The sequence below is a fragment of the Pseudomonas sp. P7758 genome, from assembly GCF_013386485.1.
Lineage (GTDB): Bacteria > Pseudomonadota > Gammaproteobacteria > Pseudomonadales > Pseudomonadaceae > Aquipseudomonas.
In genome coordinates this window covers 33,840-48,220 of the sequence record NZ_JACARS010000054.1, presented here as the reverse complement: position 1 = coordinate 48,220, position 14,381 = coordinate 33,840, and the positions used below count along the sequence as shown (strand labels likewise).

14 protein-coding genes are annotated in these 14,381 nt (G+C 62.2%); all 14 read right to left on the bottom strand.

Features of this window, described 5'->3' with window-relative positions; all coding sequences use genetic code 11:
- The coding region (locus tag HX873_RS11860) for a PP2C family protein-serine/threonine phosphatase (protein ID WP_177122705.1) at positions 1-1,518 on the bottom strand (1,518 nt) is incomplete at its 3' end.
- Positions 1,515-1,820: an STAS domain-containing protein gene (locus HX873_RS11855; protein WP_003214569.1), complete on the bottom strand. Its 306-nt coding sequence runs from the start codon at positions 1,818-1,820 to the stop codon at positions 1,515-1,517. The genes HX873_RS11860 and HX873_RS11855, both read right to left, overlap by 4 nt.
- Positions 1,821-1,908: 88 nt before the next feature.
- Entirely contained in the window at positions 1,909-2,358 is a 450-nt protein-coding gene (gene fliJ, locus HX873_RS11850) for a flagellar export protein FliJ (protein WP_008434833.1), read from the bottom strand.
- 3 nt (positions 2,359-2,361) lie between these two features.
- Positions 2,362-3,720: a flagellar protein export ATPase FliI gene (gene fliI, locus HX873_RS11845; RefSeq protein WP_087694334.1), complete on the bottom strand. Its 1,359-nt coding sequence runs from the start codon at positions 3,718-3,720 to the stop codon at positions 2,362-2,364.
- Positions 3,710-4,474 (bottom strand): flagellar assembly protein FliH, encoded by a 765-nt coding sequence (gene fliH / locus HX873_RS11840; protein WP_008434837.1) that lies wholly within the window; start codon positions 4,472-4,474, stop codon positions 3,710-3,712. Before fliH ends, fliI begins: the two co-directional genes overlap by 11 nt.
- A 10-nt stretch (positions 4,475-4,484) precedes the next feature.
- Positions 4,485-5,504, bottom strand: coding sequence for a flagellar motor switch protein FliG (fliG, locus tag HX873_RS11835; RefSeq protein ID WP_003214577.1), 1,020 nt, complete (start codon positions 5,502-5,504; stop codon positions 4,485-4,487).
- A complete protein-coding gene (gene fliF, locus HX873_RS11830; RefSeq protein ID WP_008434839.1) occupies positions 5,497-7,272 on the bottom strand; it encodes a flagellar basal-body MS-ring/collar protein FliF in 1,776 nt (591 codons plus the stop codon). The genes fliG and fliF overlap by 8 nt, the downstream gene beginning before the upstream one ends.
- Positions 7,273-7,286: 14 nt before the next feature.
- A complete protein-coding gene (gene fliE, locus HX873_RS11825; RefSeq protein WP_003214581.1) occupies positions 7,287-7,619 on the bottom strand; it encodes a flagellar hook-basal body complex protein FliE in 333 nt (110 codons plus the stop codon).
- A 129-nt stretch (positions 7,620-7,748) separates the two neighbouring features.
- On the bottom strand, positions 7,749-9,131 hold the full coding sequence (locus HX873_RS11820; protein ID WP_087694335.1) for a sigma-54 dependent transcriptional regulator: 1,383 nt from the start codon (positions 9,129-9,131) through the stop codon (positions 7,749-7,751).
- Positions 9,132-9,137: 6 nt separating this feature from the next.
- Entirely contained in the window at positions 9,138-10,349 is a 1,212-nt protein-coding gene (locus tag HX873_RS11815; protein WP_102604700.1) for a PAS domain-containing sensor histidine kinase, read from the bottom strand.
- Between the two features lie 110 nt (positions 10,350-10,459).
- A complete protein-coding gene (locus HX873_RS11810) occupies positions 10,460-11,935 on the bottom strand; it encodes a sigma-54 dependent transcriptional regulator (RefSeq protein ID WP_003214588.1) in 1,476 nt (491 codons plus the stop codon).
- 171 nt (positions 11,936-12,106) lie between these two features.
- A complete protein-coding gene (locus HX873_RS11805; RefSeq protein WP_003214590.1) occupies positions 12,107-12,403 on the bottom strand; it encodes a hypothetical protein in 297 nt (98 codons plus the stop codon).
- A gap of 24 nt (positions 12,404-12,427) precedes the next feature.
- Positions 12,428-12,823 carry a flagellar export chaperone FliS gene (fliS, locus tag HX873_RS11800; protein ID WP_003214591.1) on the bottom strand — a complete coding sequence of 132 codons (396 nt, stop codon included), beginning with the start codon at positions 12,821-12,823 and terminating at the stop codon, positions 12,428-12,430.
- 129 nt (positions 12,824-12,952) lie between these two features.
- Positions 12,953-14,344, bottom strand: a complete 1,392-nt coding sequence (fliD, locus tag HX873_RS11795) for a flagellar filament capping protein FliD (RefSeq protein WP_102369675.1) — start codon at positions 14,342-14,344, stop codon at positions 12,953-12,955.
- Between the last annotated feature and the right edge of the window lie 37 nt (positions 14,345-14,381).

The following is a 14,381-nucleotide window of genomic DNA, read 5'->3' as shown; positions in this document are numbered from 1 at the left end:
GGTCGGCACCACATCCAGGTGCACCCGCACATACCCGCTATCCAACCGCGCCAGCCGCTCATTACGCTCGCGGTAATACGCAGCAAACCCCTGTGCATCCCGCTTGAGCCGCGAATCCAGCCCCAGCACACCATGTTCAAGCGCATTGGAATACAACTCTGCCATCACGCTGTACAACGCCCCGCTCTGCTCCCGCAGCCCATGAATCTCCAACAGCAACTGCAACAAATACGGCAAAGGGTTGTAGGACTTGAGCGTCTCGGCACGAAACTCAAAACTTACCGACCAATCCAGCGGCGACGACTGCCCACTGTCGGAATACACCACCGACGACGAACGCAACGGCTCATCCGCCTGCAGGCTGATCTCCACCATGCTGATGTCATCGCGCACCTCACCGCGAAAACCCGCCAGGGCCTGTTCGATCTCCTCGAACAACCGGTCCGGCTCGCGATTGGCCGCAAACACCTGCTGCAACCGCTCGGCGCCAAACAACTGTTCATGGGCATCGGCAGTATCCAGCACACCATCCGACAGCAAAAACACTCGGTCACCCAGCGCCATCGGCCAGACTTCAGTGCAGTCATCAAACGCCTCGGCCGCCAGCACGCCCAATGGCAAATGCCGCGACACCAGCGGCGTGCGCTTGCCGGTGGTGACGTCATGCACGTAGCCGTCGGGCATGCCGCCATTCCACACTTCCACCACCCGTCGCTGGGCGCTGAGGCACAGCAAGGTGGCACAACAGAACATGTCCACCGGCAGGATGCGCTTGAGCTTGGCGTTCATCTCCCGCAGGGTTTGCGCCAATCCGTAGCCCTTGGCAGTCATGCCGTAGAACACTTCCGCCAGGGGCATGGCGCCGACCGCCGCCGGTAAACCGTGGCCGGTAAAGTCCCCCAGCAGCACATGCATATCGCCCGACGGCGTGTACGCGGCCAGCAGCAAATCGCCGTTGAACAGCGCGTAGGGCGACTGCACATAACGAATATTCGGCGCGGCGTTGATGCAGCCCGAGTGGGCCACCTTGTCGAACACCGCCTTGGCCACTCGCTGCTCCTGCAGCAGGTAGTCGTGGTGCCGGGCGATCAGGTCGCGTTGCTGCAACACCGTGGCCTGCAAGCGACGCAGGCGATCCATGGCATTGATCTTTGCCGCCAGGATCACCTGGTTATAGGGTTTGGCCAGGAAGTCGTCACCCCCGGCATCCAGGCACTGGGCCAGGGCTTCGCTTTCGCGCAGGGAGGTGAGGAAGATGATCGGCACCAGCGCCTCCCCCGCCCGCTGCTTGATCTGGCGGGCCGCCTCGAAGCCGTCCATCACCGGCATCAGGGCGTCCATCAACACCAACTGCGGCCGTTCAAGGGTAAACACATCGACCGCTTCCTGGCCGTTACTGGCGGTCAGCACCTGGTGGCCCTGGCGGCGCACGATGGTCGACAGCAACAACAGGTCGGCGGCGCTGTCTTCGGCGATCAACACCGTCAGCGCCTCGAGGACCGGGGCCAGGACGCTCAAGTGAGGTCGAACAGTTTGTCGAAGTTGGAAATGGCCAGGATCTTGCGCACATCGGAGTTGGCGTTGACCACCTGCACTTCGGCATTGTCGCCTCCGGCATGGTCACGCAACAGCAGGAGCATGCCCAGGGCCGAGCTGTCCATGTAGGTGGTTTCCTTCAAGTCCACCACGTAGATCTCGGGCACCTTGTAGAACCGCTCGTAGGCATCACGAAAGGCCTGGTGGCTACCGAAATCGAATCGCCCCCTGACGGTGATCGTCAACTTCGTCCCGTCCAGGGACACTTCTGATTCGACTGACATACGACTGCTTCCTTGTCATTGGCAATGTGCAACAAGGTGTAGCAGGTGATAGGGAAGTGGGCAAATCCATGTAGGAGCGAGGGCGTGGTTAATAGGGGTTTTGGCGGGGAAGACGCTGGGACAATTCATCCAGCAATTTCTGCTCGCGCTTGTCTTCCAGTGCACGGGCTTCGTCGATGTAGCGCTGCACCAGTTTGCGCAGGCCTTCGACCCGGGCATAGGCCTGTTGCCAGCTGTCGCGGGCCTTGTCGACGTTGGCCTGGTGCCAGGCCAGGCTCTGGCGCTGCTGGCCGACGGCGGTTTCCAACTGGTTGAGAAAGCCCTGGTAGCCCATCAGCCACTGCCCGGAGACGCCCTTGCTGCCACGCTCGATCCACTGCTGCTGATACTCGCCGCGAAAGCGCTCCAGATCCCCCAGCTTGCTTTCCGCCAGGCGAACCTGGCCCTGGAAGTACCCCAGGCGCTGGACGGCGGTCTTTTCAGCTTTTTCGGCCATGTCCACTACCGGGGCAAGGCGCGCGGCGCGAGTGTTGGCCATGGTTTATCCGCCCGGCGCCGGCGCGAAGATGGTGCCCAGGTGTGCCTCGCTTTCACCCATGCTGATCTTGTCGTTGAGGCCCTGGCGCAGGTACGTCACCAGTTGCGGTTGCAGGGCAATCGCCAGGTCGGTCTCGCGATCGCCGCCGGCCACGTAGGCGCCGACGCTGATCAGGTCGCGGCTCTGTTGATAACGCGACCACAGTTGCTTGAACTGCTGCGCGCGCATCATGTGCTCCGGGGTGACCACCGACGGCATCACCCGGCTAATGGAGGCTTCGATGTCGATGGCCGGGTAGTGCCCTTCTTCGGCCAGGCGCCGGGACAGCACGATGTGCCCGTCGAGCACGCCCCGCGCCGAGTCGGCAATCGGGTCCTGCTGGTCATCGCCCTCGGAGAGTACGGTGTAGAACGCAGTGATCGAACCACCACCGGCTTCGGCGTTACCGGCACGCTCCACCAGCTTGGGCAGCTTGGCGAACACTGACGGCGGATAGCCCTTGGTGGCCGGCGGCTCGCCGATGGCCAGGGCGATTTCCCGCTGGGCCTGGGCGAAGCGGGTCAGGGAGTCCATCAGCAACAGGACGTTCTTGCCCTTGTCGCGAAAATATTCGGCGATGCGTGTGCAGTACATCGCGGCGCGCAGGCGCATCAGCGGCGCGTCATCCGCCGGCGAGGCCACCACGACCGAACGCTTGAGGCCTTCTTCGCCGAGGCTGTGCTCGATGAATTCCTTCACCTCGCGGCCCCGCTCGCCGATCAGCCCGACCACGATGATGTCGGCCTCGGTAAAGCGCGTCATCATCCCCAGCAGCACCGATTTACCGACGCCGGTACCGGCAAACAGGCCCAGGCGCTGGCCGCGGCCCACCGTCAATAAACCGTTGATGCTGCGAATGCCCACGTCCAGCGGCACGCTGATGGGGTTGCGCTTGAGCGGGTTGATGGTCGGGCCGTCCATCGGCACCCAGTCTTCGGCCTTCATCCCGCCCTTGCCGTCGAGGGCGCGCCCGGCGCCATCCAGCACGCGGCCGAGCATGCTCATGCCCATCGGCAGGCGGCCGGTGTCGGCCAGCGGCACCACGCGAGCGCCGGGGGCAATGCCGGCAACGCTGCCGACGGGCATCAGGAATACTTTGCTGCCGGAGAACCCCATCACTTCGGCTTCGACCTGCACCGGGTGGTAGCTGTCGTCGTTGATCACCATGCAGCGGCTGCCCATGGCGGCGCGCAGGCCTTCGGCTTCCAGGGTCAGGCCGACCATGCGCAGCAGGCGGCCCTCCAGGATCGGCTGGCCGGGCAACTCGGTGACTTCGGCATAGCCACCCAGGCGCTTGGCGAAGCTGGTGCGGTCAAGGCGCATCGGGGGTGTCCAGCTCGACGCTCAAGTCCGGCTCTGCCGGGTGCAGCGCCTGCTCGTGCAACTGATCGAACAGCTTGGCCATGATCTGCGTGATGCGCGTCTCCACCGTGGCATCGATGCGGCTGTGCTCGGTCTCGACCCGGCAACCACCGGGCAGCAGCGCGGCGTCTTCGACGATGCGCCAGGTTTCTTCATGGCGCTCGCGCAGGGCTTTGACCTGTTCGAAATCCTGCGGGTTGATGTACAGCCGCACGTTGCCGACGCCCAGGGGCAGCAGCTTGAGGGCTTCGCGCATCACGCTTTCGATTTGCGTGGAGTCCAGGGCCAATTCGCGCTGAATCACCTGGCGGGTGATGTGCTCCACCAGCCCGACCATGGCTTTTTCAATCTGCGAGTCCTGCTCGGCGATGGGCTCGAACAGGCTGCCCATCAGGGTTTCCAGGCTGGCCAGCTTGACGCTCAGCGCGGCCTCGGCTTCCTGGCGAACCTTGAGGGTGGTGCTGCGAAAACCGTCCTTCTCGCCGGTGGAGAAACCTTCGTTGTAGGCTTCCTGGCGAATGCTTTCGAGCTCTTCCAGGGTCAGTGGCTGGACTTCCTCCAGCGGCACTTCTTCCATCTCGGCCGGGGGTTCTTCTACCGGCTCCGGCTCAGGCTCCGGGCGATGTGGGTCGAAACTGGGCAGCGACCAGACGTCGAACCCTCCGACGTCCCGTGCGCGAATCAGATCGCTGGGCGTCTCATCTTTGTTCGACATGCGCGGCGCCTTAAATCATTTCTTCGCCGCCCTTCCCACCGAGAACGATTTCTCCGGCTTCGGCCATACGGCGGGCAATGGTGAGGATTTCCTTCTGTGCAGTTTCCACGTCGCTGACGCGCACCGGGCCCTTGGCCTCGAGGTCGTCGCGCAACAGTTCGGAAGCCCGCTTGGACATGTTCTTGAAGATCTTTTCCTTGACGCCTTCGTCGGAGCCCTTGAGCGCCAGCACCAGCACGTCGGAGGACACTTCCCGCAGCAACGCCTGGATGCCACGGTCGTCGACGTCAGAGAGGTTGTTGAACACGAACATGAGGTCTTCGATCTGCACCGACAGGCTGTCGTCGATCTCGCGGATCGAGTCCATCAACTGGCCTTCCACCGAGCTGTCGAGGAAGTTCATGATGTCGGCCGCACGCTTGATGCCGCCCAGGGTGGTGCGCGAAGCGTTGGAATTGCCCGAGAACTGCTTCTCGAGAATCGTGTTCAGTTCTTTCAGCGCCGCTGGCTGCACGGTGTTCAACGACGAGACGCGCAGGATGATATCCAGGCGCACCTTATGGTCGAAGTGGCCGAGCACTTCACCGGCCTGGTCGGGGTCGAGATACGCCACCACGATCGCCTGGATTTGCGGGTGTTCGTAGCGGATCACATCGGCCACGGCCCGCGGTTCCATCCACTTCAGGCTGTCGAGGCCGCTGGTGTTGCCACCCAGCAGGATGCGGTCGATCAGGCCGTTGGCCTTGTCTTCGCCCAGGGCCGAGGTGAGCATCTTGCGAATGTAGCTGTCGGAGCCGACGCCCAGGCTGGTCTGGTCGCCGACGATCTCGACGAACTCGCTCATCACCTGCTCGACTTGCTCGCGGTGCACATTGCGCATTTGCGCCATGGCCACGCCGACACGCTGAACCTCTTTGGGCCCCATGTGGCGCAGCACTTGGGCGGCGTCGGTTTCTCCGAGGGACAGCAACAGCACGGCGGCTTTGTCGACCCGGGAGAGTTTGGCTACTGCAGCTCGGCTATCACTCATCTGCGTTAATCCACTCTTTCACGACCTGGGCCACACGACCCGGGTCTTCGGCCACCAGGCTCTTGATTGCGTTCAACTGAGCGTCATAACCCTCGCTCGGGCTCGGCAACAGAATGCTTTGCGGGCCACCGAGGCTCACGCGGTCGTTGGCCAGTTCGCCATCGAGGCCGCCCATGCCACCCAGTTCGACGTCGCCGCCGGCCAGGGCCAGTTGCTTCTTGCCGTGGCCGGTGATGTTGTTGAGCACCGGGCGCAGTACGCCGAACACCAGCAACAGGATGAACAACACCCCCAGCACTTGCTTGACGATGTCCCAGAACCACGGCTGAGTATAGAACGCTGCCTCGGCGATGACTTCGCCACGCTCGGCGGAGAACGGCATGTTGATCACGCTGACGCTGTCGCCACGGCTGGCATCGAAGCCCACCGCATCCTGTACCAGGCGAGTGAAGCGCGCCAATTCATCGGCGCTCCATGGGGCGCGGGTGATGGCGCCGTCTGCGGCATTGACCTTGACCTGGTCATCCACCACCACCGACACCGACAGGCGATTGATCCGACCCTGTTGCTGCTTGGTGTGGCTGATGGAACGATCAAGCTCGAAGTTCTTGGTGGACTGGTTGCGCTTGTCGGCCGGGTACGGCGCGAGCATGGGCTGGCCAGTGGCCGGGTCCATGATCTGCTGGCCGTTGGCGTCCAACAGCGGCTGGCCAGGCTGCACCGCGCCTGCGGTAGCGGCAGCGCCACCGGTGGTTTGCGGGGCAGTGGCCGGGGTGGGCGGCTGGTTGCTCAGGGCACCCGGCACGCCTTGCGGGCCATTGCTGGCGGTACGTTGCTCGGTGGTCGATTGCTCGCTGCGCAGGGCCGGCTGGTCCGGGTTGAACTGCTCGGAGGTCGATTCGACGGCGCTGAAGTCGACGTCGGCCGACACTTCAGCCTTGTAGCGATCATTGCCCAACACCGGTTGCAGGATGTTGTGCACCCGCTGGGTCAGCATGCTTTCCATACGGCGGCTGTAGTCGAACTGCTTGCCGGCCATGGTCAGCGAAGAGTTCTCCGCGAGGTCCGACAGCAGGTTGCCCTTCTGGTCGACTACGGTGATCTGTGACTTGCTCAATTCAGGAACGCTGGTGGCCACCAGGTTGATGATCGCCAATACCTGGCCAGGCTCGAGGGAGCGGCCGGCAAAGAGTTCGACCAGGACCGAGGCGCTGGGCTTGCGTTCATCGCGCACAAACACCGAGCTTTTCGGAATCGCCAGGTGCACGCGGGCGCCCTTGACGTTGTTCAGGGCAGAGATGGTGCGCGCCAGTTCGCCTTCCAGGCCGCGACGGTAGCGGGTGGCTTCCATGAACTGGCTGGTCCCCAGGCCCTGGTCCTTGTCGAGGATTTCAAAGCCGATATTCGCGTCGGACGGGGTTACGCCGGCAGCCGCCAGTTTCATCCGCGCACGGGCCACATCGTCGGCCTTGACCAACAGGGCGCCGGAATTCGGTTCGACGGTGTAGCTGATGTCTGCCGCCGCCAGGGTTTCCATGATCTGCTTGGAATCCATGCCGGCCAGGCTGCCGTACAACGGACGGTAATCCGGTTGCTGGGACCACAGCACCACGGCAAAACCAATCGCCACGCTGGCAGCCAGGCCGACCATCAGGCCCACCTGACGTAACATGGTCATCTCGGAGAGGTTTTCCAGGAACGACAGGCCAAACAGCGGCGGCTTGCCGTCTGCCTTGGCGGGTGCGTTATCCACGAGTGCTTCTGCCATGACTCAAATCGTCCTTAAACCGGCATCTGCATGATGTCTTGATAGGCTTGAACCAGTTTATTGCGCACCTGGGTCAAGGCCTGGAATGAAACGCTGGCTTTTTGCGAGGCGACCATCACGTCGGTGAGGTCCACGCCGCTCTTGCCGATCTCGAAGGCGGTCGCCAACTGATTGGATGCCTGCTGGGTGTCGCTGACTTTGTTGATGGCCTGGCCGAGCATGTCGGCAAAGCTGCTCTGGCCCAATTCCGGTACGGCTTGCGCGGCGGATTTCGGTTGAGCCATGGCATCCATTTGCATGGACCGCATATCCAACATCAACCGATTGAACTCAACACCTTGGCTCATGAACTTTCTCTCCGACGACCCGCAATTTTTTGACACTACACAGCGATTACAGGGGTGGTAGCAACAAGGGTGCCAGCTCCGTGGCATTCTGTAAGAAAAGGCGACTGGCCCTGTCGCCTTTGAGAATTTTCAGGTGGCGTAGAGGTAGGCTTCCACGTCCATCCCGGCGTCACGCATCTGCGCCAGCTTGTAGCGCAGGGTGCGCGGGCTGATGCCCAGGCGCTCGGCGGCTTCTTTGCGGCGCCCGCGCTCGGAGCGCAGGGTGTCGATGATCATCTGGAATTCCCGGCGACGCAGGTCGTCGCCCAGGGCGCCGGCGGATTCGGCAGGCACGGCTTCGACCTGTGGCGCGGCAGCCAGGCTCGGCTGCGGGGCTGCGCCCGCGCCCATGGCCAGGCAGAAATCCTGGGGCTGGATCAGGCCGCCCTGCTGCAAAATCAACGCACGCTGGATCGCGTTGTCCAGTTCCCGCACGTTGCCGGGCCACGGGTAGCTGATCAGACAGGCCTGGGCCTCGGCCGACAGGCGCGCCTGGGCATGCTTCATTTTATTGACGTGCTTGCCCAGCAGGCGCTCGGCCAGCGGGATGATGTCGGCCGGGCGCTCGCGCAACGGGCGCCAGGCCAACGGGAACACCGAGAGCCGGTAGAACAGGTCCTCACGGAAGCGCCCCGCCGCCACTTCGCCCGCCAGGTCGCGGTTGGTGGTGGCGACCACACGGATATCCAGCTGGATCGGCTTGCGTGCGCCCACCCGCTCCACTTCGCGCTCCTGCAATACCCGCAGCAACTTGGCTTGCAGGCCCAGGGGCATTTCGGAGATTTCGTCGAGCAGGATGGTGCCGCCGTCAGCCTGCTCGAACTTGCCGGCCTGCGCCGCGATGGCGCCGGTGAACGAGCCCTTCTCATGGCCGAACAAGGTGGCTTCGAGCATGTTGTCGGGAATGGCCGCGCAGTTGATCGCAATGAACGGCTGGCTGGCACGATGGGATTGCTGGTGGATGTAGCGCGCCAGTACTTCCTTGCCGGTACCGGACTCGCCGGAGATCAGCACGGTGGAATCGCTGCGGGCAACACGGGCCGCCAGTTCCAGCAATTGCGCGCTGGCCGGTTCGAAGGCAATCGGACCTTCACCCTCGGCAGCGCCCAGGGTGCCAAGGGCATGCCGGGCGACCAGTTCGATCAAGGCTTTGGGTTCGAAGGGCTTGACCAAGTAATCCGCAGCGCCCTGGCGCATGGCGTCGACGGCACGCTCCACGGCGCCGTGGGCGGTCATCAGCAGCACCGGCAGTTGCGGCTGGCGCGCACGCAACAGGCCGAGCAACTGGTGTCCGTCCATGCCCGGCATGTTGACGTCGCTGACCACCAGGCTGAAGGACTCCTGCTCCACCGCGTCCAGGGCTTCTTCGGCAGAACCGACCGCCCGATAGTCATGGCCCGCCAGCAACAGCGTGTCAGCCAATGCTTCACGCAGGGCGCGATCGTCTTCAACCAATAAAACCTTGATAGCCATGACCTTTTACTCCGCGCTGACGGCGCATGAAAACAGCGGCAGCGTGATCAACGCGCACGTGCCACGACCCAACCGGGAATGCAGCTGCAATTCTCCCTGATGTGCACGGGCGACTGCCTTGACCACGGTCAGGCCCAGGCCGGTCCCGTTGGTCTTGGTGGTAAAAAAAGGCTCGCCGAGGCGCTGCAGCACTGCCGGGTCAATCCCGCTGCCGCTGTCGCTGATGCTCAGGCGCAGGGTCTCGCCACGGTTGTACAGGTGCACCTTGAGCCGCGCCCCGGGGCCGCTGGCCTGGGTCGCGTTTTCGATCAGGTTGAGCAGCGCGCCCACCAGGGTGTCGCGGTTGCACAGCAACTCGCCGTAATGGCTGTCGCACTGCCAACGGACTGACGCTTCCTGGATATGAGTGGCGGCCGCCGCTTGCAGGGACTGCATCAAGGCGGCCGGGGTGACGCGATCGGTCAGCGGCAATTCGCCGCGGGCAAACACCAGCATGTCGCGCACCTGATGCTCCAGTTCATGCAGGCGCTCCTTGAGGCGGCCGGCAAAACGCTGGTGGGTGGCGGCGGGCAATTGCTCATCAGTCAAATGACTGGCGTAAATCAGCGCGGCCGACAATGGCGTACGAATCTGGTGGGCCAGGGAAGCGACCATTCGCCCCAAAGACGACAAGCGCTCATGGCGGGCCAACTGGTCTTGCAGGTGCCGGGTTTCAGTCAGGTCGTTGAGCAACACCAACTGGCCAGGCTCGGCATCCAGGGAACGCGTGGCGATGGACAGGCGGCGTCCATCCTTGAGGGAAATTTCGTGGCCGTCGTCTTCCCGGGGGGCAAAGCAGCGGGTGATGACCTCGCGCCACAGCTCGCCCTCCAGCGGCAGGCCAAGCATGTTGCAGGCCGCCGGGTTGGCTTCGCGCACACGGCCCTGCTCGTCGATGACGATCACGCCACCAGGCAACAGGTCGAGGAGGTTTTGCAGACGGTTGGCCAGTCGCTCTTTCTCGGCCAGCTCTTCCATGCGCTGGGCACTGACCACGGCCAACTCGCCTTTAAGCTCGGAAACCCGGGCTTCCAACAGGCTGTAGGAGTCAGTCAACTGGCTCGACATCTGGTTGAACAGGGAAAAAGCCTGTTCAAGCCCCAGACGGCTGATCTGCTCTACGGAGGGGGCCGGCCCCTGAGTGTCAGGGACCGAAGATAGTTGGGCGGCGTGGGGCATCATGCTCTCTCGCTTGGCTGACCGTCAGTTAAACGGAACGTTGCGAGTGCTGTAGCAATACCCGTGCCTAAAAAAATAGGCTTAGTTTTCAGTCAGTTGAAAAACAGGCGTCAATCATCCGCCTGTTCATCACCTTCCTTGCGGCTCATGCCGTACTTGCGCATCTTCTCCACCAGGGTGGTACGTCGGATGCGCAGGCGCTCGGCGGCACGGGCGACGATACCGTTGGCGTCGTCGAGTGCCTGCTGGATCAGGCCCTGTTCGAGGCTGCCGAGGTAGTCCTTCAAGTCCAGGCCTTCCGGCGGCAGCATGGCGGTGGAGCCGAAGTCCGGCGTGTGGCCGTTGATGGCCACGCGCTCTTCCAGGTCGCTGCGCAGGCTGTCCACCAATTGCTCGTCTTCGTCGTCGACGTAGCGGAATTTCTTCGGCAGCTCGACCACGCCGATCACCCCGTACGGGTGCATGATCGCCATGCGCTCCACCAGGTTGGCCAGCTCGCGGACGTTGCCCGGCCAGCCGTGGCGACACAGGGACATGATCGCCGCCGAGTTGAAGCGAATCGAACCGCGCTTTTCGTGTTCCATGCGCGAGATCAGTTCGTTCATCAGCAGCGGGATGTCTTCGACGCGCTCGCGCAGGGGCGCCATTTCGATCGGGAATACGTTGAGGCGGTAGTACAGGTCTTCGCGGAAGCTGCCGACCTCGATCATGCTTTCGAGGTTCTTGTGGGTGGCCGCGATGATGCGTACGTCGACGCTCTGGGTCTTGTTGCTGCCCACGCGCTCGAAGGTGCGCTCCTGCAATACCCGCAGCAGCTTGACCTGCATCGGCAGCGGCATGTCGCCGATTTCGTCGAGGAACAGGGTGCCGCCGTTGGCCAGTTCAAAACGCCCGGCACGGCTGGTGATCGCCCCGGTAAAGGCGCCCTTCTCGTGGCCGAACAGTTCGCTTTCCAGCAGCTCTGCCGGGATCGCCCCGCAGTTGACCGGCACGAACGGCCCGTCACGACGCTTGGAATGGTAATGCAGGTTGCGTGCGACCACTTCCTTGCCGGTGCCCGACTCGCCGAGGATCAGCACACTGGCGTCGGTGTCGGCCACTTGCTGCATCATCTGGCGCACGTGCTGGATCGCACGACTGGTGCCGACGAGGCTGCGGAACAGGTTGGGTTCGCGGTGACGGCCGCGCTCGCGGGCCTGGTCGTACATCTCGCGGTAGACCTGGGCACGGTGCAGGGAGTCGAGCAATTTGCTGTAGCTGGGGGGCATTTCAAGGGTGGAAAGCACGCGGCGGCGCTGGTCTTCCGGAAGGTCCACGGAAGAAATATCGCCCATCAGCAACACCGGAAGGAACTCATCCCAGGTCGACAGTGTCTTTAACAAGCCCAGAACTGCACCAGGAGCGTTTACCGTCCCGATCAGCACACAAATGACTTCGCGGCTCGACGACAAAGAGCTGACCGCCTGCTGCCAGTCGTGGCTGCCGCAGGGTAGATTTTCTTCGCCAAGAAAATTCAGGATCACCGCCAGATCGCGGCGCCGAACGCTATCGTCATCGATCAGCAGAATTTTGGTTTCACGCCACATGCAATAGCAACTTCCCTAGTAAAACTCTAATGCCCTCGAGTTGGGGCAATCTAGATTGCTGTAGGCATTTTCTGCGCTACGGCTTTCTGACGTCTGAAAATAGCACTAGTTAAGTCAAAAAATCGTGCACAGTCAAATTTATGACGCGCGGTGTTCGGATTAACTGAGCCTTCAGCCGAACATATGGTAAACCTTTGACGCATGTTTAGCTCGGTTGAACTGCGACATCTCTTCGAAAATAGCCTGGCGCTCCCCTGTCGTCGCCTCAAGCAACTGCTGGTAGACCGAAAGCAAGTCTTCCAGTTTTGCCCGAATGGCTGCCTCATCCGCCGATTCCTCGTTGAGCGCAGCATCGATCAACGCGCGGCAGCCCAAATCCAGTTCGCCGATCGCACCCCAGTTGCGTTCAGCCAACGCCTCGGACAGCGCCTCACGGGTCTCGTCGATTTTTTGCAATGCTTGGCTCATGACATCGTCCTCAGGCCTTACGGCCTACTGTACCTCTGTGGCAATACCGTCCCAGCCTTCCTTGAGCGTAATCATCAGGCCTGCGACCTCATCGATCATCGCAGCGTCATTCTGACGGTTGGCTTCCAGCAGGCGCATGGTCATGAAGGCATACAGGTTATCCAACTGCTGCAGTGCAATCGGGTCCGGGGTCTTCTCGGGGTTCAGGCCGTCACGCAACCCGACGAGGATGTCCACCGCCTTGCCCAGCATCAACCCCTTCTGCGCGATATCACCGCGAGCCATCGCACCCTTGGCCTGCGCCATACGATCCAGTGCGCCTTCCATCAGCAACTGCACCAGGCGGTGCGGGCTGGCTTCGGAGATCTGGGCGTGGGTGTTGACCTTCTGGTATTGGCGAAGGGCTCTCATGGGATTCATGTTTCTACCTCGTGACAGGCGACAGCTAAAAGGGTGGACGCTGATTATTATGTCGACGGTGTTACACAAAACTTTAGCCCGCCTGGCGCTTTGACTCAGCGCCTTCGGCGGGCTTTATCCATCCGCCAATCAGGTGGACTTCGGATTGTTCAGCGAGTTGAGCGTGGTCATGACGCTGTCGCCTTGGGCCTTGAGCTGGGCAACCAGGGAGTCCATCGCGTTGTACTTAACCGTCAGGGAGGCCGTCAGGGCATCAGAGCGCGTGTTCAGGGCGGTCTGTTGGTTGGTCAAGTCCCTGAGATTGTCCTGCAGGGTCGTGGACTTTTGGGCGAACACCCCGGTCTTGCTCAGCGCAAAGTTGGCGGTGGCATTCGTCAGGCTTGCCAACAGCCCTGTGGGGCCAGTGAAGATGCTGTTGATGTCAGAGCCGTTAGTGAGGGCGGCCTTGTCAAACGCCACATCACTGACGCTCAGCGTGCCCGCTGTCTGGTCCGTGGTCACGCCAAACTGCGCCAGGGATGAAAACGTGCCGCTACCGGTCACCGAGTTCATCACATTGCGTATCGACGCCATCATGGTACGCACAGAGCTGTCCCCGGTCAGCGCGCCTGGCGTGACGGAACCGTCGGCATTGGTAGTGACCTGGGTCTCGGCATTCACAGCCTTGACCAACGCCGTGTAAGTGTCCGTGAAACCCTTGACTGCCGACTTAAGAGTGGCGGCGTTAGCAGACACTTTGATCGTCGAAGCGCCGTTAAGGCCGTCGGCAGCTGCCGAAACCCCCGTCAAGGTGATGCTCACACCACTGATTGCGTCGGGCAGGGTATTACTCGTGGACTCTTGAGGACTGCCGTCCAGGGTATACACGGCGTTCACCGGTGCCGCGCCCACGACAGTCGCGCCCGTATCCAGGCCCGAGGAGCCCTTGAAGGTGATGTCACTACCTTTACCGGTAGTCGAGGACGTGACCACCAACCGGGAACCGTTGGAGTCGGTCAGGATGTTGGCACTCAAGCCCGAATTGCCGTACTGCGTATTGAGCGAGTCACGCACCTGCTGAAGGGTCCCGCCCGGCGGCACACTGACGCTGTAATCCTTGCCGGATTGGGAGACCGTAAACACCGTCGCCGAAGCCCCGGAATTGACAACCGCCGTCGGCCCACCAGGAATCACTGCCGTGGAGACTTTGGACGCCGTGGCCAAATTGGTAACGTTCAACGTAAAGTTGCCGGCCGCAGCGCCCGGGCCCAGCGTGACCGTCGCGAGCTTGTCGTTCGAAACCGTCGCACTCAGGCCGCTGAAGTTGACGGTCTTGGTCATGTTGTCCAGCGCGCCCCGGAACGCATCCAGGGCCGCCTGGATCTTGCCGATCGAGGTCAGTTGCGCAGTGGATATTTTGGTCTGGCTATCGATCTGCGCTTGCTTGGGTGCGGTTTGCGCCCCCACCAACGACTTCACAAGGCCTTGCACATCGATACCCGTACCCGGGCCGTTGACCGTTAGACCTGCTACGACTGTCATCGTCTTTCTCCTAATCCGGGGCTGATGCTTTATTGAC

Bases quoted from the DNA above. Each gene is read 5' to 3' on its own strand.
- fliS (WP_003214591.1), bottom strand. From the start codon at position 12,823: ATGAATCCCATGAGAGCCCTTCGCCAATACCAGAAGGTCAACACCCAC.
- fliH (WP_008434837.1), bottom strand. From the start codon at position 4,474: ATGTCGAACAAAGATGAGACGCCCAGCGATCTGATTCGCGCACGGGAC.
- fliD (WP_102369675.1), bottom strand. From the start codon at position 14,344: ATGACAGTCGTAGCAGGTCTAACGGTCAACGGCCCGGGTACGGGTATC.
- fliJ (WP_008434833.1), bottom strand. From the start codon at position 2,358: ATGGCCAACACTCGCGCCGCGCGCCTTGCCCCGGTAGTGGACATGGCC.
- HX873_RS11810 (WP_003214588.1), bottom strand. From the start codon at position 11,935: ATGTGGCGTGAAACCAAAATTCTGCTGATCGATGACGATAGCGTTCGG.
- fliF (WP_008434839.1), bottom strand. From the start codon at position 7,272: ATGGCAGAAGCACTCGTGGATAACGCACCCGCCAAGGCAGACGGCAAG.
- HX873_RS11820 (WP_087694335.1), bottom strand. From the start codon at position 9,131: ATGGCTATCAAGGTTTTATTGGTTGAAGACGATCGCGCCCTGCGTGAA.
- HX873_RS11815 (WP_102604700.1), bottom strand. From the start codon at position 10,349: ATGCCCCACGCCGCCCAACTATCTTCGGTCCCTGACACTCAGGGGCCG.
- fliE (WP_003214581.1), bottom strand. From the start codon at position 7,619: ATGAGCCAAGGTGTTGAGTTCAATCGGTTGATGTTGGATATGCGGTCC.
- fliG (WP_003214577.1), bottom strand. From the start codon at position 5,504: ATGAGTGATAGCCGAGCTGCAGTAGCCAAACTCTCCCGGGTCGACAAA.
- fliI (WP_087694334.1), bottom strand. From the start codon at position 3,720: ATGCGCCTTGACCGCACCAGCTTCGCCAAGCGCCTGGGTGGCTATGCC.
- HX873_RS11805 (WP_003214590.1), bottom strand. From the start codon at position 12,403: ATGAGCCAAGCATTGCAAAAAATCGACGAGACCCGTGAGGCGCTGTCC.
- HX873_RS11855 (WP_003214569.1), bottom strand. From the start codon at position 1,820: ATGTCAGTCGAATCAGAAGTGTCCCTGGACGGGACGAAGTTGACGATC.